23 protein-coding genes are annotated in these 24617 nt (G+C 64.1%); 4 read left to right on the forward strand and 19 right to left on the reverse strand.

The features are described from left to right. Positions 1-11 precede the first annotated feature (11 nt). The 3 genes from hisG to rpe form a co-directional block, all read right to left on the reverse strand. Complete coding sequence (hisG, locus tag JOF28_RS03740) at positions 12-854, reverse strand: ATP phosphoribosyltransferase (RefSeq protein WP_209704536.1); 843 nt, start codon at positions 852-854, stop codon at positions 12-14. Positions 855-953: 99 nt separating this feature from the next. Continuing rightward, entirely contained in the window at positions 954-1217 is a 264-nt protein-coding gene (locus JOF28_RS03745; protein ID WP_209704537.1) for a phosphoribosyl-ATP diphosphatase, read from the reverse strand. Then, positions 1214-1909, reverse strand: a complete 696-nt coding sequence (gene rpe, locus JOF28_RS03750) for a ribulose-phosphate 3-epimerase (protein ID WP_209704538.1) — start codon at positions 1907-1909, stop codon at positions 1214-1216. The genes JOF28_RS03745 and rpe overlap by 4 nt, the downstream gene beginning before the upstream one ends. 77 nt (positions 1910-1986) lie before the next feature. Here rpe and JOF28_RS03755 point away from each other — a divergent pair, with 77 nt between their 5' ends. Next, a complete protein-coding gene (locus tag JOF28_RS03755) occupies positions 1987-3618 on the forward strand; it encodes a hypothetical protein (RefSeq protein WP_209704539.1) in 1632 nt (543 codons plus the stop codon). Between the two features lie 110 nt (positions 3619-3728). Here the strand turns inward: JOF28_RS03755 and JOF28_RS03760 are convergent, their stop codons facing one another. Then, on the reverse strand, positions 3729-5246 hold the full coding sequence (locus JOF28_RS03760) for an RsmB/NOP family class I SAM-dependent RNA methyltransferase (protein WP_209704540.1): 1518 nt from the start codon (positions 5244-5246) through the stop codon (positions 3729-3731). Beyond that, positions 5243-6187 carry a methionyl-tRNA formyltransferase gene (locus tag JOF28_RS03765; protein ID WP_209704541.1) on the reverse strand — a complete coding sequence of 315 codons (945 nt, stop codon included), beginning with the start codon at positions 6185-6187 and terminating at the stop codon, positions 5243-5245. Before JOF28_RS03765 ends, JOF28_RS03760 begins: the two co-directional genes overlap by 4 nt. Positions 6188-6367: 180 nt before the next feature. Between JOF28_RS03765 and trpB the strand changes: the two genes are divergently transcribed. Further along, positions 6368-7615, forward strand: coding sequence for a tryptophan synthase subunit beta (gene trpB, locus JOF28_RS03770; RefSeq protein WP_209704542.1), 1248 nt, complete (start codon positions 6368-6370; stop codon positions 7613-7615). A gap of 49 nt (positions 7616-7664) precedes the next feature. On the opposite strand, the gene JOF28_RS03775 is transcribed toward trpB, so the two are convergent. From JOF28_RS03775 to JOF28_RS03790, 4 genes are all read right to left on the reverse strand, one after another. Beyond that, the gene (locus JOF28_RS03775; protein WP_209704543.1) at positions 7665-9758 is read right to left on the reverse strand and encodes a primosomal protein N' family DNA-binding protein; all 2094 of its coding nucleotides are present in this window, start codon (positions 9756-9758) and stop codon (positions 7665-7667) included. An 8-nt stretch (positions 9759-9766) separates the two neighbouring features. Continuing rightward, complete coding sequence (gene metK / locus JOF28_RS03780; protein WP_209704544.1) at positions 9767-10960, reverse strand: methionine adenosyltransferase; 1194 nt, start codon at positions 10958-10960, stop codon at positions 9767-9769. A 126-nt stretch (positions 10961-11086) separates the two neighbouring features. Then, the gene (gene rpoZ, locus JOF28_RS03785; protein WP_209704545.1) at positions 11087-11392 is read right to left on the reverse strand and encodes a DNA-directed RNA polymerase subunit omega; all 306 of its coding nucleotides are present in this window, start codon (positions 11390-11392) and stop codon (positions 11087-11089) included. Positions 11393-11473: 81 nt separating this feature from the next. After that, the gene (locus JOF28_RS03790) at positions 11474-12118 is read right to left on the reverse strand and encodes a DUF8185 domain-containing protein (protein WP_209704546.1); all 645 of its coding nucleotides are present in this window, start codon (positions 12116-12118) and stop codon (positions 11474-11476) included. 125 nt (positions 12119-12243) lie between these two features. Between JOF28_RS03790 and JOF28_RS03795 the strand changes: the two genes are divergently transcribed. Then, positions 12244-13110: an acyl-CoA thioesterase gene (locus JOF28_RS03795; protein WP_209704547.1), complete on the forward strand. Its 867-nt coding sequence runs from the start codon at positions 12244-12246 to the stop codon at positions 13108-13110. Between the two features lie 86 nt (positions 13111-13196). Here the strand turns inward: JOF28_RS03795 and JOF28_RS03800 are convergent, their stop codons facing one another. The 3 genes from JOF28_RS03800 to JOF28_RS03810 all read right to left on the reverse strand — a co-directional run bounded on the left by JOF28_RS03800 (position 13197) and on the right by JOF28_RS03810 (position 16089). Then, a complete protein-coding gene (locus JOF28_RS03800; RefSeq protein ID WP_209704548.1) occupies positions 13197-13664 on the reverse strand; it encodes an acyl-CoA thioesterase in 468 nt (155 codons plus the stop codon). A gap of 66 nt (positions 13665-13730) precedes the next feature. After that, the gene (ettA, locus tag JOF28_RS03805) at positions 13731-15413 is read right to left on the reverse strand and encodes an energy-dependent translational throttle protein EttA (RefSeq protein ID WP_209704549.1); all 1683 of its coding nucleotides are present in this window, start codon (positions 15411-15413) and stop codon (positions 13731-13733) included. A 169-nt stretch (positions 15414-15582) separates the two neighbouring features. Then, a complete protein-coding gene (locus tag JOF28_RS03810; protein WP_342452071.1) occupies positions 15583-16089 on the reverse strand; it encodes a DUF6993 domain-containing protein in 507 nt (168 codons plus the stop codon). Positions 16090-16351: 262 nt separating this feature from the next. Between JOF28_RS03810 and JOF28_RS03815 the strand changes: the two genes are divergently transcribed. Then, positions 16352-16897 (forward strand): single-stranded DNA-binding protein, encoded by a 546-nt coding sequence (locus JOF28_RS03815; protein WP_209704550.1) that lies wholly within the window; start codon positions 16352-16354, stop codon positions 16895-16897. A gap of 50 nt (positions 16898-16947) precedes the next feature. Here JOF28_RS03815 and msrA read toward each other — a convergent pair whose 3' ends face one another. The 7 genes from msrA to JOF28_RS03850 form a co-directional block, all read right to left on the reverse strand. Then, positions 16948-17475, reverse strand: a complete 528-nt coding sequence (msrA, locus tag JOF28_RS03820; RefSeq protein WP_209704551.1) for a peptide-methionine (S)-S-oxide reductase MsrA — start codon at positions 17473-17475, stop codon at positions 16948-16950. Then, positions 17472-18317 carry an ammonia-dependent NAD(+) synthetase gene (gene nadE / locus JOF28_RS03825; RefSeq protein WP_209704552.1) on the reverse strand — a complete coding sequence of 282 codons (846 nt, stop codon included), beginning with the start codon at positions 18315-18317 and terminating at the stop codon, positions 17472-17474. Before nadE ends, msrA begins: the two co-directional genes overlap by 4 nt. 42 nt (positions 18318-18359) lie before the next feature. Then, positions 18360-21869, reverse strand: a complete 3510-nt coding sequence (gene dnaE, locus JOF28_RS03830; protein ID WP_245189858.1) for a DNA polymerase III subunit alpha — start codon at positions 21867-21869, stop codon at positions 18360-18362. 176 nt (positions 21870-22045) lie between these two features. Further along, positions 22046-22963: an RluA family pseudouridine synthase gene (locus tag JOF28_RS03835; protein WP_209704554.1), complete on the reverse strand. Its 918-nt coding sequence runs from the start codon at positions 22961-22963 to the stop codon at positions 22046-22048. Further along, on the reverse strand, positions 22950-23558 hold the full coding sequence (gene lspA, locus JOF28_RS03840) for a signal peptidase II (RefSeq protein WP_342452072.1): 609 nt from the start codon (positions 23556-23558) through the stop codon (positions 22950-22952). The genes JOF28_RS03835 and lspA overlap by 14 nt, the downstream gene beginning before the upstream one ends. Before the next feature lie 8 nt (positions 23559-23566). Further along, a complete protein-coding gene (locus JOF28_RS03845; protein WP_209704555.1) occupies positions 23567-24238 on the reverse strand; it encodes a DivIVA domain-containing protein in 672 nt (223 codons plus the stop codon). Positions 24239-24318: 80 nt separating this feature from the next. Continuing rightward, complete coding sequence (locus JOF28_RS03850) at positions 24319-24615, reverse strand: YggT family protein (RefSeq protein ID WP_209704556.1); 297 nt, start codon at positions 24613-24615, stop codon at positions 24319-24321. Between the last annotated feature and the right edge of the window lie 2 nt (positions 24616-24617).

Here is a 24617-nt window from a genome sequence, read left to right on the forward strand (position 1 = left end):
GAGCTCCCTCGTTACAGACGCGCAGCGTGGATCGCGGTCACGAGAATAGCCTTCGCGCCGAGGTCGTACAGCTTGTCCATCACTTCGTTCGCTTCATCTGAGCTGACCATCACGCGCACAGCCACCCAGTTGGGGTCCTTCAGCGGCGATACGGTCGGCGACTCGATGCCACCGGCCACCTGGCTGGCCTCGTCGAGGCGATCCAGCGGCAAATCGTAGTCAAGGATGACGTACTTGCGGGCGACGAGCACACCGCGCAGGCGGCGCAGCAGACGGTCAACGCCGGGGTGCTGGGTGGGGCCACCGATCAAGATCGCGGTCGATTCGAGAATCACGGGGCCAAAGATTTCAAGCCCGGCAGCACGCAGCGTCGCACCGGTCGACACCACATCAGCCACGGCGTCAGCGACGCCCAGCTGCACGGCAGACTCAACGGCGCCATCTAGCTTGACGAGCGTGGCCACTACGCCGCGTTCCTGCAAGAAGTCGTCCACCAGCTGCGGGTAGCTCGTGGCCACGCGCTTGCCGTGCAGGTCAGCGAGCTCCTTCACGTCACCGTCAGCGGGTGAAGCGAAACGGAAGGTGGAGTCTGCGAATTCAAGCGCCGAAATCTCGGTGGCACCCGAGTGTGAATCGAGCAGCAGATCGCGGCCGGTGATTCCCACGTCGAGGGCACCAGAGCCCACGTAGGTGGCAATATCGCGGGGACGCAGGTAGAAAAACTCAACGTCGTTGCGAACGTCTGCGTGCACAAGCTTGCGGCTGTCGCGACGACCGGAGTAACCGGCCTCCGTCAGCATCTCAGAAGCAATTTCAGACAGCGATCCCTTGTTTGGGACGGCGATGCGGAGCATGGAGATTTGTTCCTCACGGTATGGCCGACGCGGCATCACGCCGGCCAGGGATTTGGGGTAATTGGCCGGGGGCGTCAGCGCATACGTGAAGCGCTGACGCTAGAGATGCGAGTAAACGTCCTCGAGGGTCAAGCCCTTAGCGAGCATCATGACCTGAATGTGGTAGAGCAGCTGGCTCATCTCTTCAGCGCAAGCAGCATCAGATTCGTGCTCGGCAGCCATCCATACTTCGGCGGCTTCCTCTACGATCTTCTTACCGATCGCGTGTACGCCCGCGTCGAGTCGCGCGACAGTGTCGCTACCCTCGGGGCGGCTAGCCGCCTTCTCGCTCAGCTCTGCAAACAGCGTTTCGAACGTCTTCACGCTTCTACCCTACCGTGTGCAGCTCCCGCACCGTGCACGTGGGCCGCAGCGGCCACGCGCAGGTCGGCAATACGCGCCTCGGGCACACCGCCGTAGACCGCTGATCCGGCGACAAAGGTGTCGGCACCCGCCTCTGCCGCGATGCCAATGGTGTCAACGGTAATACCGCCGTCAACCTGCAGCCAGACGTCAAGACCCAGGCGTGCTTTCGCTTCGGCGAACCGGCGCAGCTTGGGCATCATGTCGGGCATAAATGATTGGCCACCAAACCCGGGCTCAACGGTCATCACCAGTACCTGGTCGAATTCGGGGAGCAGCTCGAGGTAGGGCTCGGGGTCGGTGCCGGGCTTCAAGGCCAGGCCGGCACGGGCTCCCATGTCGCGCAGCTGCCGGGCGAGTCGCACCGGATCCTGTGCAGCCTCCGCATGGAAGGTGACCGAGAAGGCCCCCATCTCGGCGTAGCCCGGAGCCCACCGATCAGCGTCAGAGATCATCAGGTGCATGTCGAGTGGCACCGGCGATACCGCTTGGATGCGCGACACAATGGGCGGGCCCATCGTGAGGTTGGGCACGAAATGGTTATCCATCACATCAACGTGTACATAATCGGCGGTGGCAATTGCCTGTAGCTCGGCTTCGAGATTGACAAAATCTGCTGACAGAATGCTCGGGTTTATACGCTGCTCATTCACAGTGACAGCCTACGGCTTTCGCACGCAAATTACTCATCGGCGCGCATCTGGCCTTGGCACAGCTTAGGCTGGTGCACATGAGCGATTCGCCAGAGCACCCCACCACCCCGCAACCTGGCCAGCAGGACCCCACGGACCCGCTGGCCACACCGGCCGCGACCCCGGCTGAGCCGACCCCCACGTCTGAAGCTCCCGAGGGCCTGGCGCCCTCTCCTGGCATCGCACCGCCCACCGGTATGGCGCCGCCGCAGGCCGCGCAGCCCGAGTTCGCTCCCGATCAGGGCGCGCAGGCGTTTGCGGCCCCTGCCCCGGAGTATCCTGCAGCGCAGCAGTTCATCCCGCAGCCGCCTGCCCCGCAGTACGGCCAGGATCAGGCCCCGCAGTTTGTGCCCCAGGAGCAGGTGCAGGTGCAGGTACAGCCCGAGCAGTACGGTCAGGGCCAGGCTCCCCAGTACCCGCACGACCCTGCGCAGCAGTATGGGCAGAACCAGGCATCGCAGTATGGTCAGGATCCCGCGCAGCAGTACGGGCAGGGCCAGGCGCAGCAGTACGGTCAAGACCCCGCTCAGCAGTACGCACAACAGGATCAGCAGTACGGCCAGCAGCAGTATGGCCAGGATCCGGCGCAGCAGCAGTTCGCGCAGCAGGCACCCCAGTACGCAGCCGCCGGTGTCGGTGGCCCCGGCGGCCCGTTCCCGCCCAAGAAGGGACTGTCGACCGGCGCGATCATCGGCATCGTGGGCGGCGCGGTGGCCCTGGTCATTGTGCTGATCATCGTGTCTGTGTTCGCCCTGGGGAGCTTCAGCTCCCGCGGCGGCACCACGGTAAGCCCCCAGCTGAGCGCTTCAGAGACCGTTGAGAAGTACCTCAACGCCCTCGCCGAGGGCGACGCCGCCACCGCGCGCACCCTCGCTGGCGGCGCGTCATCAGACGTGCTGCTCACCGACGAAGCTCTCGCGGCTTCGCTCGAGATCGCCCCGATCACCGAGATCGTGGTTGATCCGGTCAAAACCGCGCAGTCTGAGTATGACGCCACCGTGTCTGCCACCTTCAAGCTGGGCGACGAGGTCATCAAGCGTGATTTCAAGCTCTGGAACGCTGTCAAGTCGTGGGAGCTCTCTGACGGTCTGGTCAGTTTCTCAGCGCGGACTTTTGAGGGCTTGGATCCGGCCGTCAACGGCATTAAGGTCGGCACGGCATCATCGCTGAAGGCCTTCCCCGGCGCCTACGAGTTCACTCTCGGAGTCGACACCTTCGAAATTGAGGACAACCCCGGCCCCATTCTGCTGACCCTTCGCGATGACACCGAGTCGCTGTACGGTCTGCGACCGGTGCCCACCGAGGACACCGTCGAGACGTACCGCACGCTCGTGAAGGAGTCGTTGGAAGCCTGCCTCGCAGCGAAGACCTTTGAAACCGAGTGCGGCCTCGAGGTATCGAGTGAGCTCGAGGGCGGCGAGAAGGTCATCGAAAAGACGATCAAGCGCACCATCGATGCCGAGGGCAAGGCCAAGCTCAAGCGCCTCAAGCCCGAGGTGAGCTACGACTCACCGACCATCTTGTCGACGTACGACTACGTTTCGGTGACCACCACGGCCGAGGTTGATAACGATGGCGTGCGCGAATCAGGCACGCTGTATGGCGTCGGTTCGCTGCTGAAGCCCACGATCGACTTCGCTGAAGACGACCCCAAGGTCACCTGGGAGTAGTCCATACTCCAGCGGCGGCGCGCTCAAGTTCCCCCGCACAGCACGAGGCCCGTGGGCCGGCATCTCAGCCGGCCCACGGGCCTCATGCGTTGGGGGTTAGTCGCCGAGTATTAGCTCGCCGACTCTTCGGTCTTCGTGAACAGCGCGATGAACATGGCATCGGTCCCGTGGCGGTGCGGCCACAGCTGCACGCTGAGCTGGTCGCCCGCGAGATCGATCGGGCCGCGGGCGATGCTAGTCACCACCTCACGAGCATCGAGTTCTTTCAGGTCGGCGTGGCGGCCGAGCAGACGTTCGACGCTCACCCGAGTTTCGGCCAGGTGCGGTGAGCAGGTGACGTACGCAAGCACGCCCCCCACCGCGAGGTGCGCCACCGCGGCATCCAGCAGTTCGCCCTGCAACTGCGTCAGATCGGGCAGATCACCGGGCGTCTTACGCCACCGGGCTTCGGGCCTGCGGCGCAGCGCCCCCAGACCTGAGCACGGCGCGTCGACGAGAATGCGGTCGTACTGCTGACCGTCATAGGCACCCTCTTCACGGCCATCAAATGACACCACGTTAACTGTGCTGGCCACCGCTTCAACCGCGTTGCGCACGAGTTCGGCGCGGTGGGGCGCCACTTCATTGGCACGCACGGTAGCCCCGGCGAGGCGAGCCTCAGCGCCCAGCAGCGCACTCTTGCCGCCCGGGCCCGAGCACAAATCGAGCCAGCGTTCACCGGCCTGCACCGGGCGGGCGCGGGTGAGCGCGAGAGCCGCAAGCTGTGACCCCTGATCTTGCACCCGCAGCGCACCCTCGTGCACCTGAGCCGCTTCGATCGCACGCGCCGGATCCCCGCCGTGCATCATGAAGCCGATGGGCGAGGGCCCCTCAAACGTGATCGCCTCGAAGCTGCCGCTTTCAACATCTTCGATCAGCTCTTCATCAAACCCGGGCAGCAAAGCCAGGTTCACGCGCGGAGCGACGTTGTCAGCTTCGAGCAGTTCGACAAGCTCTGCGTCGCGCCCCTCGGCCTTCAAAGAGGCACGCAGCGCACGCAGCACCCACGTGGGGTGAGACGTCTGCGCAGCAAGCGCATCATCCTTCGACTTGGCGGTCTCGGCGATGCGCTCATCCCACTCTTCGGGGGTGGTGCGGCCAATCGCGCGCAGCACCCCGTTCACGAAGCCGGCGCCGTTGGGACTGGCCACGAGGCGCTGCAACTCGACGCTTTCGTTGACGGCGGCGTGCGACGCGGTGCGCATGCCGAGCAGCTGATGCACCCCGAGACGCAGCACGTTGAGGGTGCGCGCATCGATGTGTTCGGTGTCGCGGCCCGACGCAATCTCGATGATGCGGTCGTAGCGGCCGCGCATGCGCAAGGATCCGGCCACGAGCTCAGTCACCAGTGCAGTGTCTCGGTGATCGATCCCTGCCTCTCGAATGCGGGCGGGCAGTGCCAGGTTGGCGTAGGCCTCGCGGTCGGTGACGTCACGCATCACGTCGTAGGCGGCAAGCCGCGCCGGCGATACCTTCGGGCCGCGCTGGGGACCGCGTGGGCCGCCCGAGCGATTGCCTGCGCCACGGCTGGCACCGCCTCGGTCACCCGACTGACGGTTTTCGGCGTTGCGTCCGTTGTATTCGCTCACGAGATCACCGTGTTTCCGCCGCGTCCACGCAGCCAGTCTGCCGCCGCCATGGCGGGCTTGCCTGCAGGCTGAACCCGCACCAGTTCGAGTGTGCCGTCACACAGCTGCAGCACGACGGTGCCGCCCACGAGTGTCACGGTGCCGGGAGCGACCGCGACCGCCGCACCAGCTGCATCATCGGTGTCTGCCGGCTGCGCCAGGGGGCGCAGCTCGTGCAGTTTCAATGCCGCATCTTCGTGCAGCGCGTACGCGCCGGGCTCGGGCGTCATGCCAGCCCACTGCGCGAGCACCGCTGAGGTGGGGGTGGTGAGGTCGAGTTTGCCATCCTCGCGCGTCAGCTTGTGCGCGTAGCTGGTCTCGCCCACCTGGGGTTCACCCGCGGCGGGGTCAGCGGCGATCGCGTCGATCGCGGCCATCAGCGCGCCCGTGCCAAATTCAGACAGCGTGGTGAGCGCCGCGCCCGCGGTGGTGCCGGGCGCAAAGTCGTGGGTGTCGCGGCTGAGCACATCGCCAGCATCCAGCGCGGCCACGAGCCGAAACGCCGTCACCGACAGCGTCTGCTCCCCCGCAGCGAGCGCGCGCTGCACGGGCGCCGCGCCGCGCCACCTGGGCAGGTCTGAGAAGTGCAGGTTGATCCACCCGTGCGTGGGTTCGCTCAACAGCGGTTCGCGCACGAGCCCGCCGTAGGCCACGATCACGCCGAGATCGGCCTGCAGGTCACGCGCCCAAGCGAGCGCAGCATCGTCAAGCTTGTTCGCCTTCAGCACGGGGAGCCCGAGTTCGGCGGCCGCATCAGCGACGGGTGAGGGGGTGAGCACGCGTTTGCGCCCGAGGGGAGCGTCTTCGCGTGTGATGACGCCAGCGACCTCATGGCCACGCGCGACGAGCGCGCGCAGGCTGGGCACGGCGAACTCTGGAGTTCCGGCAAAAATTATCCGCATGCGTCTATTCTCTCAGTGCCGAGCGGCTTTCCCTGCTGCTAGACTCAGTCACATGCACTCTGTAAGCCTTTGGTGGACCGTCTAAGGACGGTCTCGACGCTCAGCTGCATTTTCGACACCGCCTCCTGATAGGCGGTGTTTTTTCGTCTCGGGTGGCGCAATGAAGCAAAGGATCCCCCAATGGAACAATCTGATTCACACTCTGACTCGTCCACCGACGCAGGCTCGCTGTATCGTGCCAACGCCGAGGGCTTCTTCGGCGAGTTTGGTGGCGCGGTGCTGCCGCCCCACCTCGCGGGGCCCATGGCCGAGGTGGCCGTGGCGTATGCCGAGGCATCAGCCGACCCCCAGTTCCAAGAGGAGCTACAGGCACTGCTGTCGAAGTATGTGGGGCGCCCGTCGCTGCTCTACTTTGCTGAAAACCTCACCCGCCAGCTGGGCGGCGCGCGCATCTACCTGAAGCGCGAAGACCTGAACCACACGGGCGCGCACAAGATCAATCACTGCCTGGGCGAGGCGCTGCTCGCAAAGCGCATGGGCAAGCGCAAGCTGATCGCTGAGACCGGAGCAGGTCAGCACGGCGTGGCTCTGGCGACCGCCGCCGCGCTCGTGGGGCTCGAGTGCGAGATTCACATGGGCGCCATCGATGTCGCGAAGCAGCACCCCAATGTGGTGCGCATGGAGCTCTTGGGCGCAAAGGTCGTGTCCGTCGAAGAGGGCGGGCGCTCACTCAAGGAGGCCGTCGATTCGGCATTCGGTGTCTATGCCGCAGCCCCCGACGAGTACTTCTTCGCCATTGGTTCAGTCGTTGGGCCCCACCCGTTCCCGACGATGGTGCGTGATTTCCAGTCAGTGGTGGGCCGCGAGGCGCGCGCCCAGGTGCTCGAGAATGAGGGGCGCCTGCCCGATCTGCTGATCGCGTCGGTGGGCGGCGGGTCGAACGCTATGGGCCTCTTCGATGCGTTCCTCAACGATGATTCGGTGCGCATCATGGGCGTGGAGCCCGGCGGCGAGGGCCTCGAGGGCGATCGCCACGCGGCGACAATGACGCTGGGCACCCCGGGCGCGCTGCACGGCATGCTGACCAAGGTGCTGCAGAACGCCGACGGCGAGCCGAATGCGGTGCACTCGATCGCTTCGGGCCTGGATTACCCCGGAGTGGGCCCGCAGCACGCGCACCTCGAGAGCATCGGCCGCGCCGAATACGTGTCGGTGTCTGACGCCGAAACGCTCGCTGCGTTCCAGCTGCTCTCGCGCGTCGAGGGCATCATTCCTGCGCTCGAGTCGTCGCACGCGATCGCGCAGGTCATCAAGGTGGCCCCGACGCTCGCGCCTGATGCGATCATCATCGCGAACCTGTCGGGTCGCGGCGATAAAGACGTCGATTTCGTGGCTGAGTTGTTGCGCAGCCAGGCCCCCGCGGCCTAATTTCTAAGATCCGGATCGCGACACCTCCCCCGCGATCCGGGTCGGCAGGTCAGCCCTCGAAGACTCCGCGGTCGTCGAATCTGAGCCTGAGCGCCTCGGGCCGGGCCCGGCCGGGCGCGCGTGCCTTGGTGCGCGAGGTCGCCCCGGCGGCATCAGCCACCAGCGCGCCGCGCAGTCGCGAGGCCACATCTCCCCCGCGCCCGTAGTCAAAGCGCACGATCGCGCGCACCAGGCCCGCCGGGGTCTTCGCCGCGCCCCCTGCGGGCATGAGGGTGGGACCCAAGTGGTCGACTCCGGGAAGCCCGTCGAGGGTGTCGAGGGCACGGTTCACTTCGTGTGGACCACCCGTCACGCTCGCCACCCGCACCGCGGGCGGGTAGCGCAGTTCGTGCCGGTCGCGCAGTTCGCTGTGCAGCCACTCTTCGGTGCGGCCCGTCACAAAGGCGCGCACGGCGGGCCCTCCACCCGATGCAATCAGGCAGTGGCCGTCTGGCGCGGCGAGGGCGGCCGCGTTTTCCCACCACCGCATGCAGTCTTCGGCAGAGCGCAGCGACTCCCGTGACAGCAACCGCTCGGCGTCCAGCAGCACCACGGCGCGGTACCCGCCCGCAGCGAGGGGCTCGGCGCCGCGGGTCGCGACGACGAGGGCCGGGCGGGCGTCGACCCGTTCGCGCGCGTGTTCGCCGTCGCTGAGCAGCACGCGGGTGCCCGCGAACTGGCGTTCAAACTGTTCGACGGTGCGTTCAGAGCCCATACCGCGTTCGGCAAGGTGACGGCCGTCGCAGACGGTGCAGTGCCAGGTGGCCGCGTTGATGCCGCACCACCGGCAGGCCGCGCGCTGCGCCGAACGAAACCCGATGGGGCCGGCGCACGCGTTACACCGCGCGAGCTCACCGCAGTCATGGCAGACCGAGATTGGCGCGTAGCCGGGAGTGGCCACCTGCACGAGCACCGGCCCCTGCGTGAGCGCCTCACGAATGGTGCGCGCCGCAATCTCGGGCACCCGGCCGGCAAACACATCGGGGGTCATCGCCGCGTCGGCGTGCAGCACGCGGGTGCGCCTGGGCGGGTTTTGTTGCGCCCGCACATATCCAATATCGGTGAGCCGCTGCACCTCTGCGCTGCGTGAGTGCGCGGCAAAGAACAGCCCCGCGCCCGCCTGCTCAGCCCGCACGAGCGCGGCGTCGCGCGAGTGTACATAGGGGGCGAGGGGTTCGGCCAGCACCGGGTCGCCGTCATCCCACATCAAAATCGCGCCCAGCGCGTACGCCGGGGCGTACACCGCCGAGCGGTTACCGATGATGATCCGTGGCTCATGGTCGAGCGCGCGCAAGAAACCTGAGTATCGTTCGCCATTCGATTGCCGCGAGTCAACACGCACCACGGCCTCGTGGCCCAGCGCGGCCAGCGCGTCTCGCAGTTGGTCAAGGTCGCGGTAGTCGGGCACCACGCAGATCGCGCTGCGTCCCTGCACAAATACGCCGATGGCAATGCGCGCCATTTGCGCTGCCCAGCCACCCACCCATTCGCCGGTGTGCAGGCGCTCGGGGCCGTGTGAAGCGGTCAGTGCGAGGCGTGCGCCCTCGATGAGTTCGGCCGCAATGTCGGTCGAGCCGTCAGCCACGGTACTAAACACGACCGAGGAGACCACCGGGGTGGCCGCCGCGGCCGATGCAGCGGCTTCGGAAGCGTCGGTGGGCTCGGATGCCTCGGCTGCTTCAGCCGTTGCCGTAGTATCCGCAGCGCCGAGCGCGAGGTGCTGTTTTTCCACCCGCACCATGCGTTGGGGAATGCCCAGGCGTAAAATATCGCCGGCAGAGCCGCCCGCACGGTCGGCGACCGCGCGGGCGAGCCGCCACACCTCGGGGGTGAGTAGCGGCACCGGTGACACGACGTCGGCGATGGGCGACAGCTCCCCGCCGAATTCGCTGCGGTCGACGAATTCGATGACGTAGCCGAAGCTTTTACGGTCTTTCGAGCGAAACGGCACCCGCACGCGATGCCCCACCCGCAGGCTGTCTTGCAGCTCGAGTGGAATCGCGTAATCAAACAGGTGGTCGAGCTGAGGCAGCGCTGAGTCGAGCAGCACACGAGCGACCAGGCGTGTTCCTGGCCGCTCGGCCTCCTCAATCCCTGCGCTCACGGGTGTCCTTAGACGCCAGCAGCAGCGCGCAGCTCAGCTACGCGCGGGGTCGCTTCCCAGGTGAAATCGGGCAGTTCGCGACCGAAGTGACCGTAGGCACTCGTGGCGGCGTAAATCGGGCGCAGCAGTGCGAGGTCGCGAATGATCGCGAGCGGGCGCAGGTCGAAGACCTCGCGCACGGCGGCCTCGATGCGCTCGCGCGGCACAGTTTCGGTGCCAAAGGTTTCGACGTAGAGCCCCACGGGGTGGGCGCGGCCGATCGCGTATGCGACCTGCAGTTCTGCGCGCTTCGCAAGCCCTGCACGCACGACGTGCTTTGCAACCCAGCGCATGGCGTAGGCGGCCGAGCGGTCTACCTTCGACGGATCCTTGCCGCTGAACGCGCCGCCACCGTGACGGCTTGATCCACCGTAGGTGTCAATGATGATCTTGCGGCCGGTCAACCCGGCATCGCCCATGGGGCCACCGACCACAAAGGGGCCAGCGGGGTTGATGAAAAACTCTGCGTGATCGCTCTTCAAGTCGACGCGGCCCAGTACGGGGCGAATCACCTCGCGCTCAATCACTTCACGCAGCGCGGGCTGCGAGATGCTGGCGTGGTGCTGGGTCGACACGACCACCGCTTCGATGCTCGCGGCACGGTCGCCGTCGTAGCCGATGGTGACCTGCGTCTTGCCGTCGGGGCGCAGCTCGGGCACGATGCCGGCCTTGCGCACCTCGGTGAGGCGCTCGGCGAGGCGGTGTGCGATCCAGCTGGGCAGCGGGTGTAGCTCGGGGGTTTCGTCGGTCGCGTACCCAAACATGATGCCCTGGTCGCCAGCGCCCTGAGCGCTCAACGGGTCGACCTCGGTTTCAGAGGTGCGCACCTCGAGCGAGGAGTCCACGCCGCCCGCGATATCGGGCGACTGCTGACCGATCGACACCGAGATACCGCATGATGCCGCGTCAAAGCCCATCTCTGAGCTGGTGTACCCGATATCGCGCACGGCCTCGCGCACGATCTGGGGGATCTCGACGTAGCCAGACGTCGATACCTCGCCGGCCACGTGGACGAGGCCGGTGGTGACGAGCGTCTCGACAGCGACGCGCGCGCCGGGGTCTTGCTCGAGCATCGCGTCAAGAATGGAATCAGAAATGCGATCGCAAATCTTGTCAGGATGCCCTTCAGTGACGGACTCTGAGGTGAACTGGCGCAGCGGCACGAGGGGCTCCTTGCAATGCGAGCGAAAATAGTGGGTGGTGAAACGACGGTGGCGCCGGATCCCTAGTTAAAGGGTATCCGACGCCACCGACATCGCCGCTTTCACGGCGAAGTGTTACTGCGCGGGTTACGCGTCCTCGCCGGCTACGAGAGCCTCGTCGCCGAGTTCGGGCAGCTCGTCAGCCTCGCGGGGCTTCATTTCGAGCTTGCCTTCAACGATCTCGTGCAACGCGATCGACAGCGGCTTGTCGTCGACAGCCGAGTCGACGAGCGGGCCGACGTTGTCGAACAGATTGCCATCGTGCAGATCCGTGTAGTAATCGTTGATCTGGCGGGCGCGCTGCGAGGCGAAAACCACCAGCGCATACTTCGAATCAACCTTTTCGAGCAGATCGTCGATAGGCGGGTCGATAATGCCGTTGGGATTGGCCATGTACACACTCCTCTAGTAGACCTGTCTATCTTACCTGAGGTTTACTCGAAAAGGGCGCAAGCTGACTTCAAGCCTGCCGTGCTACCCCAGAAGTGTGCGTACAACGACGTGCCCGCGGGCGGTGGTGAGCCGCGTCCAGGTGAGCGTGCGCGTAACATTTACGGGCTCGTCGCCCAAGAATCCCATCGTTTCGGCCGCGAATGCTGCCGCCGCAGGCACGCCGGGCGCAATCTCTACGCCCCAGACCGCCGCGCGCACGCGGTGCACCACGGCCTCCCCCGGATCCTGCGGAAGCGTGTCAGCAACCCGCGCGATTCCCTCACCAGCCACCGTGGCCAATGAGGCAGCATCGATCGCCCCGGCAGGTTGCCACCCGGCCACGGGAGGCAACACGCCGGTCCATGAGGCCATCGCGGGGATATCGGGGAGTTCAAGCGCCAACCCGATGATGCCCAATCGGGCAATACGGTCGAGCACCGCTCTTGCCTGCACGCTCACGTCGATGGGCGATCCGGGTTCAGATTTCAGCGCGAACGCACGCATCACCAGCACGACGGGCACCGAGTCAGTGATGCCCATTGGCGCCTGCGTGCAGCCGTAGACCGCGAGCGTCGCCCCCTTGGTCACCATGCGCACCTCGGGTTTACCCGAACGCAGCAAGCGCTCGAGAAAGATGCGCAGGTCGTCGCGAGTGGCGTGGTCGAAAAGAGCAAGATTGGCAGCCATTCTTACGAGCCTACCCGGGTCGCATGAGCTGCGGCCTCAGCAAACCCGCTCGCCGCGCGCCCCCGGTGACGCGACCGGCGCGCTAGTGTGGACTCATCATCTTGTGTGACCCCCAGGAGGAACTCATGACCGCGTTTCCAGACCTCCTCGCGATGCTGTCGGTTCTCGATTCGGGCGCCCGCACACGCGAAGACATTCTGACCGGGCCCGCCTTTCCCACTCCCCACGGCCGCTCATTTGGCGGTCAGGTGCTCGGGCAGGCCATCGCCGCTGCGGGTACCACGGTGCCAGAGGATCGTCAGATTCACTCGATGCACGCCTACTTTTTGCGGCCAGGCATCAGCGAAGACCGCATGACGTTTGAGGTGGACCGCATTCACGACGGCCGCTCGTTCTCTACGCGCCGGGTGCAGGCTTATCAGGCCGGCCAGGTGCTGATGTCGCTCATCTCGTCCTTCCAAGAGGACGATCCGGGGGTGGAGCATCAGGAGCCCATCGACATGTCGCAGATCCCGGGGCCCGAGACGTTGCCCTCGGTGTGGGAGAAGTACGGTCATCTCGCGGGTGACGGGCGCGCCTCATGGATCATGAATCGTCCCTTCGATTTTCGCCACGTCGAATCTGACATCATTTTGTCGGTTCCCGAGCGCACCAATAAGCAGCGGGTGTGGATGCGTAGCCGCGACACCTTCGACACCTCGGCGCTGCTGCACGCGGCCGCGCTCGCGTTCGCAAGCGACTATATGCTGCTCGAACCCGTGGCCCGCCAACACGGTGTGCCGTGGGCGACGCCCGGGATGCGCGCGGCGAGCCTCGATCACGCGATGTGGTTTCACCGCCCGTTTCGGGTGGACGAGTGGCTGCTCTATGAGCTTGACTCCCCCACTGCCCAGGGCGGCCGCGGGCTGGCGCACGGTCGGTTCTACGACGTCAACGGTGCGCTCGTGGCGAGCGTGTCACAGGAGTCGATGTTCAGAGCCCCCGGCGCGTAACACGCGTGCCCCGGGATGCCGCGCGCCAAGCGCATTGCATCCCGGGGCGCAGGGGCGCAGGGGCGCAGGGCGTGAGTTACCCCTTGCTACCCCCGGCGCATCTTGACGGGCGCGTCCATCCATGCTTCCACCGATGTGCGCCCCTCTGGCGAAAGCCGGATCGGGCGCATCGTCACCCCGTCAACGATCACAATGTGCGAGATTGCTTTTGCGATGACCGTGCGTTCGGCAGCAGCGCCGTCGATGATCTCGTAGTGCACCTCGAGACTTGAGCCACCGAGCTTGCCGATCCAGAGCTCGACGACGATCGGGCGCTCTGAATACTCGAGCACCCGCACGAACTCAATCTGCTGGCTGGCCACCAGCATCTTGGGGCCTGCAGGGTCGTTGCCGCGAAAGTGGCGGGCCATGCCGGTGTCTTCACGGCCAGAGCCGAGCCAGAACGTGCGCACGCGGGCTTCCTCAAGGAACCTCGCGAAGGCCACGTTGTTGACGTGCCCGTATGCGTCTTGGTCTCCCCAACGCAACTCAATGTCGACGTGCGTACGCGCCATGTTTTTCTCCCTGTAGAAATACCGAAGGCGCGGCTCCACTGGGGAGCCGCGCCTTCAAGAATACGACTAGTCGCGCGTGAGCTTACGGTAGGTCGCACGCGACGGCTTCGCCGCGTCGGGGCCGAGGCGCTCAATCTTGTTCTCTTCGTAAGCCTCGAAGTTACCCTCGTACCAGTACCAGTTGGCGGGGTTTTCTTCGGTGCCCTCGTAGGACAGGATGTGCGTTGCGATGCGGTCGAGGAACCAGCGATCGTGCGTGATCACCACGGCGCAACCGGGGAACTCGAGCAGCGCGTTCTCGAGACTCGTGAGGGTCTCAATATCGAGGTCGTTCGTAGGCTCATCAAGCAGCAACAGGTTGCCGCCCTGCTTCAGCGTGAGCGCGAGGTTCAACCGGTTGCGCTCACCGCCCGAGAGCACGCCAGCGGGCTTCTGCTGGTCGGGGCCCTTGAAACCGAAGGTCGAGACGTAAGCGCGTGAGGGCACCTCAACGTTGCCGACCTGCATGTAATCGAGACCGTCAGAGACGACCTCCCACACGGTCTTCTTCGGGTCGATGCCGCCACGAGACTGGTCAACGTAGCTGAGCTTGACGGTTTCGCCGACGCGCAGCTCACCGTTGTCGAGCGGCTCAATGCCTACGATGGTCTTGAACAGGGTGGTCTTACCCACACCGTTGGGGCCGATGATGCCGACGATGCCGTTGCGGGGCAGCGTGAACGACAGGCCGTCGATGAGTACGCGGCCGTCGAAGCCCTTGTTGATGTCCTTGGCCTCGAGCACGAGGTTACCCAGGCGCGGGCCTGCAGGAATCTGAATGTCTTCGAAGTCGAGCTTGCGCGTGCGCTCAGCCTCCGACGCCATCTCCTCGTAGCGAGCGAGACGTGCCTTCGACTTGGCCTGGCGGCCCTTCGTGTTCGAGCGCACCCACTCAAGCTCTTCCTTCAGCCGGCGCTGCAGCTTCTGGTCCTTCTTGCCCTGCACCTCAAGACGAGCAGCCTTCTGCTCGAGGTAGGTGGAGTAGTTACCCTCGTAGGGGTAGAGGTGACCGCGGTCGACCTCACAGATCCAGGTGGCGACGTGATCGAGGAAGTATCGATCGTGGGTCACGGCCATCACGGCACCCGGGTACTTCGCGAGGTGCTGCTCGAGCCACAGCACGCTCTCGGCGTCCAAGTGGTTCGTGGGCTCATCGAGCAGCAGCAGGTCGGGCTTCTCAAGCAGCAGCTTGCAGAGCGCAACGCGGCGCTTCTCGCCACCTGAGAGGTGTTTGACGATCGCGTCAGACGGCGGGCAACGCAGCGCGTCCATGGCCTGCTCAAGCTGGCCTTCAAGCTCCCAGCCGTCGACAGCGTCGATGGCTTCCTGCAGCTCACCCATCTCGGGCAGCAGCGTGTCATAGTCGGCGTCAGGATTCGCCATCTCAGCCGAGATCTCGTTGAAGCGGTCAAGCTTGCCCTTGATCTCAGCGACACCCTGCTCAACGTTCGCGAGCACGGTCGCTTCTTCATCAAGCTCGGGCTCCTGCATGAGGATGCCCACCGAGTAACCGGGGGTCAGGATCGCTTCGCCGTTTGACGGGGTATCGATGCCCGCCATGATCTTCAAGATCGTTGACTTACCGGCACCGTTGGGGCCGACGACGCCGATCTTGGCGCCCGGCAAGAACGCCATAGTTACGTCGTCAAGAATCACCTTGTCGCCGTGCGCCTTGCGCGCGCGAACCATCTGGTAAATATACTCAGCCATATACTTTTTTTGGGCGCCGAGGCGCCCAGAACTCCCTTAGCAAAGACGATGTGTTGCAGTCACCTCTACTGTAGTCTGCTGAGCCGCACACCGGCATCTATCTCAGCCCAACTCGCGGGTTCTCACGGATTCTGGCGGGTTCTTGGACCCGGATCAGTGCGAATCCCAGCTACCAGTTGATGACTGCGGTCTGCCCGATCAGGCAAATGTTCTTCTCGGGGCCCACCGCGGGCGCTGTCTCGGTGGCGACCGTGCGGTCTGCGGTAACGACCTGGCCGACGAGGCAGTCGGCGCCCAGTTGCACCGACACAAAAATGTTGTCGGCTTCAAGCCCGGTCGCTGAGCGGTCAAAGCTGACCTGTATCTGCGACTTATCGAACCCGGCGTCAGCGACGGCACGTGCGACGGGTTCCCCCTTGATCAGGGCGTCACCGGCGGCGAACGAACGCAGCACCTCGGTGAAGTACGGCAAATTTTCATCGGCGCTGCCGCCGGGCACCAGCTCGGGGGCCACTTCGGGAGCCACCACCGTCTCGCGCTCGGGCGTCACCGGTGTGGGGCCTTCAAGCAGCGCACAGCCGCTGAGCGACACAGTTGCCACTACCAGCGCCGCGCATGCCACACCTCGCACACGCAAAGAGGGCCGCCGGTTCGTAAACGCGAAGGGGTAAGTCACGCTGACCAGTGTACGCAGCTCAGCCACCGGCCGGCTGCTGAATTGCTGAGCGCGAAGGTGCCGGTGGCGCAGGTATTGAGTCGTCCCCAGCCCGCCATTTTCGCCAGTTTCCCGCGTTCATCCACAGATCGGGTGCGCGGCCCCCACGTCCGCGCTTCGTGATGCAGCCTTGAGGTGAATGAGGAAGCTGGCACCTGCACGGCCCGGCTTCCTCATTCCCCAGGCCAGCTGGCCGTTCACCGCACATGCAAAGGAGCATCCCATGCACACCCAGGTCTGCGTCGTTGGCACAGTTGCCACCGACCCGAAGTTCACACACTCCGCCGAGAAAACACCGTTCTGCTCGTTCAGGCTGGCGTGTAACGAGCGCCGCTACGACGCCGAGAAGAAGGAATGGATTGATGCTGACACCAATTGGTTCACCGTAAATTCATTTCGTGGTCTGGCAGCTCACGCGTTTGAGTCGTTTCAGAAGGGTGACCGCGTGGTTGTCAACGGCCGACTGCGCATGCGCGACTGGTCCAACGACGAAAAGTCGGGCACCTCAGTCATTGTGGATGCAGACGCGCTCGGTCACGATCTGCGCTGGGGCACAAGCACGTTCACGAAGGCGAGCACTCCCCCGACCGGTCAGGTGACCGTACCGACGCAGGCCTCGCCTGTGGCCGCGGGTGAGCCGCAACCGTGGGGGTCACCCGCAGCCGGAGCACAAGCGACCGCTGCGGGGACGGAGCCCGCCGCGGCCGAAGCCGAAAGTTTTGAGGCCGATGGGTTCACCCCCAAAGACGAACTCACGCCCGCCATGTAACCATGTCGGGCGTGAGTTGCGAGACGCGCTGGCGCCAAAAGCTGGTGGGCTTAGTCGATGAGGTAGCTCACAAACTTTGCACGAATCTTGTTCACCTTGGGGGCAGCCACCGCGAGGCAGTAGCCCTGGGTGGGGTTCTTCGCGAAGAAATCCTGGTGGTGGTCTTCTGCGGCGTACACGATTCCCAAGGGTTCGAGCGTGGTCACGATCTGGGCCGGCCACCATTCGCGTGCCCGGTCGAGCGCCGCGGTAAAGACCTCACGCTGGGTCTCGTCGGCGTAGAACATCGCCGACCGGTACTGAGTGCCGATGTCGCCGCCCTGCCTGTTGAGCTGGGTGGGATCGTGCATGGTGAAAAAGGCGTCGAGAATGATCTCTGCCGGCACGATCTCATCGTCGAAGGTCACCGCGACGGCTTCAGCGTGACCGGTGTGACCGGTGCACACCTGCTCATAGCTGGGGTGTTCGGTTGCGCCGCCGGTGTAGCACGAGAGCACCTCGCTCACCCCGCGCAGGGCGCGGTAGGCGGCGTCCAGGCACCAAAAGCAACCACCGGCAAGAACGAATGTGTGTTTCAAAGTGAGGGCCTCCACCACTGGTCGTCGGGGGTTACCGGGGGGCGCCGCTTATGCTCGGTGCCCCGGTATCGTCGCTCAACGTTCTCACGGACGGCATCGGTCACCGATTCGCCCCGCAGAAACGCGTCGAGCTCGGGGTACGTCACCCCGAGGCTGTCTTCGTCGGTTTGCCCGGGCTGATCATCCAACAGGTCAGCCGTGGGGGCTTTCTCCCACAACCGGTCGGGGGCGCCCAGGTGACGCAGCAACGCCGCGCCCTGGCCCTTCGTGAGCCCGGCGAGCGGGATCACGTCGGCCGCGCCATCACCAAATTTAGTGAAGAACCCGGTGACTGCTTCAGCCGCGTGATCGGTGCCGATCACGAGCAACCCGAGGTCACCGGCGATCGCATACTGGGCGATCATGCGCATGCGCGCCTTCACGTTTCCGCGGTTGAAGTCGCTCACCCCACCGCGGCTCTCGAGCACCCCAGAAGCCTCGACTGACGCCTCAAGTGCTGCGGTTGCCGGGGCAATATCGACGGCGACGCTCTGGTCGGGCGCGATGAATTGGAGCGCCAGTTGGGCATCGTCCTCGTCGCGCTGCACACCGTGCGGCAAGCGCACCGCCGCGAACGTCGCGTCATGCCCGGCCGCGCGAAGCCGTTCGACCGCCAGCTGCGCGAGTCGGCCCGCGAGTGACGAGTCTTGCCCACCCGAAATGCCGAGCACAAACCCACGCGCTGACGGAATACTCAAGGCGTAGTCACACAAGAAGGTGATGCGCCGTTCAACCTCAGCTGCGGGATCGATAGTCGCCCGCACACCAAGCGTGGTCATGATGTCTTGCTGCCGCGTAGTCACTATTCCACTCTACTCCCGGCGAACGAGGTTCGCCGGGAGAAATCACTGCGCGATCAGCTCTTCCAAAGGCAGCAGACAGCGCGGCCCCAAAATCCCCTTCAACTCACCAAACAGGTCACCCGAAATGCGCACGCGCAGCGGCACTTCAAACACGCGCACCGAGGTCGACGTGATCAGGTTCAGCCGCACCTCGCTCACACCGCGGTGGCGAATCAGCGTCTTCTTGAGCTCTTCCATCAGCTCTTCGGTCGCTTTGGTGTCGGTCAGGGTGAGCGAGAGCGTGGTCGCGTCCTCTTGCACGACGGCGTCGATCGGCTTCACACCATAGGCGTGCATCGACATGCCATCATCGCGAGATTTCAGTTTGCCCCGCAACGCCACGATCGTGTCGGGCTGCAACAGGCTGCCAAACTCTTGGTACGACTTCCCCATGAACAAGGCTTGAATTTCACCGCTGAAGTCTTCAACGGTCGCCATGCCGTACAGGTTGCCCGACTTGGCGGTGCGGTGCTCAACGCTGGTGAGCAGGCCGGCCACGGTCACAATCTCACCGTCCATGGCCGCGCTGGCCTCGGGGTTGGTGATTTGCGCGACGGTCGCTGAGGCCTCCTTCGCGAGCGCCTGCTCGAGGCCGCGCAGCGGGTGATCCGAAACGTACAGGCCCAGCATCTCGCGCTCAAACGCGAGCTTGTCCTTCTTCGTCCACTCGGGCCGGTCAGGCACCTGCGAGACAGGTTCTGGCTCGCCGCTTTCCTCGGCCACCTCGGCAAAGAGGCTGTCGAAGTCGAACCCGACGTTGCCGTTCTCGGCGTCGCGTTTTTCTTTCACCGCGCTCTCGATGGCGGGTTCGTGAATCTCGACGAGGGCGCGACGCGTCCCCCCGAGTCCGTCGAACGCACCGGCCTTGATCAGTGATTCAATGGTGCGCTTGTTGAGGGCCGCAACCGACACCTTCTTCAAGAAATCATGGAAGGTTTCGAAGGCCCCCTGTCCCTCACGCGCCGTGCGAATCGCCTCCACAACGTGGCCACCCACGTTGCGAATTGCGCCCAGGCCAAAGCGAATATCGTCGCCCACAGCTGAGAAGTCTGCGAATGAATCGTTCACGGCGGGCGGCAGCACCTTGATGCCCATGTGACGGCACTCATTGAGGTACAGCGCCAGCTTGTCCTTGGAGTCGCCCACGCTCGTCAGCAGCGCGGCCATGTACTCGGCCGGGTAGTGCGCCTTCAAGTAGGCGGTCCAATAGCTCACCACGCCGTAGGCGGCAGAGTGGGCCTTGTTAAATGCGTAGTCAGAGAAGGGAAGCAGAATGTCCCACAGCGATTTTACGGCCGCGTCAGAGTACCCACGCTCGTGCATACCCCCGGCAAAGCCCGCGTACTGCTTATCGAGCTCAGACTTCTTCTTCTTACCCATGGCGCGGCGCAGAATATCTGCCTGGCCCAGCGAGAACCCTGCCACCGTCTGCGCGATCGACATCACCTGCTCCTGATAGATGATCAGGCCGTACGTGGTGCCCAGCACCTCTTTCAAGGGCTCTTCAAGCTCGGGGTGAATGGGGGTGATCGGCTGCAGCCCGTTTTTACGCAGCGCGTAGTTCGTGTGTGAATCGGCGCCCATGGGGCCGGGGCGGTAGAGCGCCAGCACGGCCGAGATATCTTCAAAGTTGTCAGGCTTCATGAGGCGCAGCAGGCCACGCATCGGGCCACCATCAAGCTGGAACACGCCCAGTGTGTCACCTCGAGCCAGGAGCTCATACGACGCTTTGTCGTCGAGTTCGAGGTGCTCAAGGTCAAGCTCGAAGTTTCGGTTGAGGCGAATATTCTCGAGCGCGTCAGAGATGATCGTGAGGTTACGCAACCCCAAGAAGTCCATCTTGATGAGGCCTAGGCCTTCACAGGTGGGGTAATCAAACTGCGTGACGATCTGGCCGTCTTGCTCACGCTTCATCAGCGGAATGATGTCGATGAGCGGGTCGCTCGACATGATCACACCGGCAGCGTGCACACCCCACTGACGCTTCAGGCCTTCAAGCCCGAGCGCGGTGTCGTACACGAGCTTTGCTTCGGGGTCTTCTTGGATGACCGCGCGAAACTCTGCGGCTTCCTTATAACGCGCGTGCTTGGGGTCGGTGATCCCCGAGAGTGGAATGTCCTTGGCCATCACGGCAGGCGGCATCGCCTTCGTCAGCTTTTCGCCCATGCCGTAGGGGAACCCGAGCACACGCGAGGCGTCCTTGAGAGCTTGCTTCGACTTAATCGTGCCGTAGGTCACGATCTGCGCGACGCGCTCATCGCCGTATTTCTCAGTGACATACCTAATCACTTCGCCACGGCGACGATCATCGAAGTCGACGTCGAAGTCGGGCATCGAAACACGATCGGGGTTCAAGAATCGCTCGAAGATGAGGCCGTGCTGCAGCGGGTCGAGGTCGGTGATGCGCATCGCGTACGCAACCATCGAGCCTGCGCCTGAACCACGGCCGGGGCCCACTCTGATCCCGTTTTCCTTGGACCAGTTGATGAAGTCGGCCACCACAAGGAAGTAGCCGGGGAACCCCATCTGGGTGATCACGCCAATTTCGTACTCGGCCTGTTTGCGCACCTTATCGGGAATGCCGCCCGGGTAACGGTAGTGGAGGCCCGTCTCCACTTCCTTCACGAACCAGCTGTCTTCGCTCTCGCCAGCGGGCACCGGGAACCGGGGCATGTAGTTCGCGCTCGTGTTGAACTCGACATCACAGCGATCGGCGATCAGCAGCGTGTTGTCACACGCTTCAGGCAGTTCACGGAAGATGTGCCGCATCTCAGCGGCGCTCTTGAGGTAGTAGCCCGAGCCATCAAACTTAAAGCGGTTGGGATCATCGATGCGCGACCCTGACTGCACGCACAAGAGCGCCGAGTGTGCCTCTGAGTCGGCCTCGTGCACATAATGCAGGTCGTTGGTGGCGACCAACGGAATCTTCAGGTCTTTTGCGATCGCGAGCAGGTCAAGCCGCACACGCCGCTCGATGTCGAGCCCGTGGTCCATCAGCTCACAGAAATAGTTTTCCTTGCCGAAGAGATCTTGGAACTCGGCAGCGGCTTCGCGGGCCTCTTTGATCTGCCCGAGTCGGATGCGGGTTTGAATCTCGCCTGAGGGGCAGCCTGTGGTGGCGATGAGGCCCTTGCTGTAGGTCTGCAGCAGCTCGCGGTCCATACGCGGCTTAAAGTATTGGCCTTCAAGAGACGCGAGGCTCGACAGCCGAAACAGGTTGTGCATGCCGCTGGTGTTCTCACTGAGCAGCGTCATGTGCGTGTAGGCGCCACCGCCCGACACGTCATCGCCGCCACCGCCGCCCCAACGCACGCGTGTGCGGTCGCTGCGGTGCGTACCTGGCGTCACATAGGCTTCGATCCCAATGATGGGTTTCACGCCGTTGTCGCGCGCTTGCCGCCAGAAGTCGAACGCACCAAAGGTGTTGCCGTGGTCAGTCACCGCGACGGCGGGCATTCCTTGCTCAGCGGTCGCCTTCATCAGCGCTCCTACGCGTGCCGCACCATCGAGCATTGAATACTCACTGTGCACGTGTAGGTGTACAAAACCATCATCAACAGCCACTACGAAGGCCCCTCTCGCCGTTGCTTCAAGGGTACCGTCACCGCGCTGGCAACGAGCGCGGAAGCGCAGATACGCCAGGGGCGCGCTGCCCGGTGAAAACCGTACAGCGCGCCCCTGGTGGAAGACTACTCAGCGAGAATGTCGAGCGCCTGCTGCAGATCAGCAGGATAAACGCTTTCGTACTCGACGTTTGCGCCGGTGCCCGGGTGACGGAACCCAAGGCGCATCGCGTGCAGCCACTGCCTGGACAGTCCCAAGCGCTCGGTGAGCGTCGGATCGGCCCCATACATCGAGTCGCCAACACACGGGTGGCGCTGCGCCGACATGTGAACGCGAATCTGGTGGGTGCGGCCGGTCTCGAGGGTGACCTCAAGCAGCGTGGCGTACGGAAATGCCTCGAGCGTTTCGTAGTGAGTGATCGACGGCTTGCCGTCGCTCGTCACCGCGAACTTCCACTCGTGCCCGGGATGACGCCCAATGGAGCCCTCGATCGTGCCCGAGAACGGGTCTGGGTGACCCTGCACGACCGTGTGATAAATCTTCGACACCTCACGCGCCTTGAACGCGCGCTTCAGGTCGGAGTAGGCGCGCTCGCTCTTGGCGACCACCATCAGTCCGCTCGTGCCCGCATCAAGCCGGTGCACGATGCCCTGGCGCTCGGGCGGGCCAGAGGTCGCGATGCGAAACCCGGCGCCGGCGAGGGCGCCCAGCACAGTGGGGCCGTCCCATCCCAGTGAGGGGTGGGCGGCTACGCCAGCTGGTTTGTTGATCACTACGATGTCGTCGTCATCGTGCACGATCCCCAGCTCGGGCAGATGCACGGGCACGACCTCGGGGCCGCGCTTTTCTTCCCACGAGACTTCGAGCCAGGCACCTGCTGAGAGACGGTCTGACTTGCCCAGCTCGCGGCCGTCAAGGAGCACACCGCCGGCCTGCACAATTTCTACCGCGAAGCTACGAGAAAATCCCAGCAGCTTCGCGAGCGCAGCATCTGCGCGTTCACCGGCAAGCCCATCGGGTACAGGAAGGCTACGGTGTTCCATGAATTCCTTCTGGAGAATCGCCCACAGCGTCCTCCTCGGGCGTGGCAGCAGCATGCTGCCGGCCCGATCCGTCAATGGGAATACCCAACAGCGTGATCCCGATAAACAAGATCATGCCGCCGACGATTGCAATATCTGCAATGTTGTAGATGGCTTCGGGGAACCAAAGCCACATCCACGGCGTCGAAATAAAATCAATCACGTGGCCCTCGGGAAATCCCGGGGCACGCGTCAGTCGATCGGTGAGGTTACCAAGCACGCCGCCCAGCAGCAGACCCAAAAAGATCGCCCACGGGAGCGACCGGAGCCTGCGCAGCTGCGTCAGAATCACAATCGCGACCACCGCAGCCAGGATCGTGAAGATCCAGGTTGAGCCGGTGGCCATAGAGAATGCGGCGCCGGGGTTGCGCACGAAGTGCCACTGAAGCACCTCGCCGAAGACCTGCACGGTCTCGCGTTCGACGAGGTGCCCCACAACCCAATTTTTCGTGGTCTGGTCAACAATCCAAACGACCGCGGCCAGCACGATCAGGGCAAGCGGGACCGCCCACCTGCGGCGGGACGGCGACTTTTCAGTCGCCTCGATCTCGTTCACTCTCCCGACTACTGGAGGCCCTCGGGCGCACCCGCGGGCTCAGGCGAGCCGTCAAGCCCACGCAGCTGCGACTGGATGTACGAGCGCAGCGTTGAACGGTATTCGCCTTCGAACTGGCGCAGATCCTTGATCTTGAACTGCAGGTCACTGCGCTCGTCACCGAGTACGCGCAGCTCTTCAGCGCGCTGCGACTGGGCATCCTGCACCAGCTGCTTGGCGGTGCGCTCAGCATCGTCGATCATCTGATCGCGCTTGCTCTCGGCTTCGCCAATGAGGCGGTCACGAGTGGACTCACCCTCGTGCACGTGCTTGTCGTGCAGCTCAAGGGCGAGCTGCAGCATCGCGCTCGACTTGATCGCGTCAGGCTGGGGGCCGCTCACGTCAACTGCCGAGGTAGCAGGCGCAGCCTGAACCACCGGGGCAGCAACGGGCTCAGGAGCATCGACAACGATGGTCTGCTCTGAGGCCTCGACCGTGCCTGCACCGCCGGCTTCGCACGCGGCGAGCTTGGCAGTGAGTTCATCGATCTGAAGCTGAAGCGCTGACTTTTCTTCGTCGTGCTCGCGCAACATTTCGACGATCTGATCGAGGAAGTCATCGACCTGATCGAGATCGTAGCCGTCGCGGAACTTGGTAATCGTGAATTTCTGATTCACGACATCTTCTGGAGTCAAGGCCATCGTTACGTCTCTTTCGATTCGGGACCACCCGCGTGGTCTAAAACTACGCTAGCAAACAAAACACCGTTTGCGTACGGTGCCTATCCGAAGCCTGGAATAATCGCGAGCAAAATCCAGCAGCACACGAGCGTCAGCATCCAGCCTAGATCAATTGAGATCTGTCCGATCCTGATGGGAGGCAACAGCTTACGAAACATCTTAATCGGCGGATCGGTGAGACTGTACACCAGCTCCACAGCTACCGCCAGCGGACCGCGCGGCCGAAAGCTCCGATTAAACACCATCACCCAGTCGATAATCAACCGGGCCCACAGCACAAGAATATACAGGCGCAGCACCAGTCGAATGACGGTGCCGATCGCAACAACTACCTCCACTG

It is taken from the genome of Leucobacter exalbidus, from assembly GCF_017834145.1.
GTDB classification, from domain to species: Bacteria; Actinomycetota; Actinomycetes; order Actinomycetales; family Microbacteriaceae; genus Leucobacter; species Leucobacter exalbidus.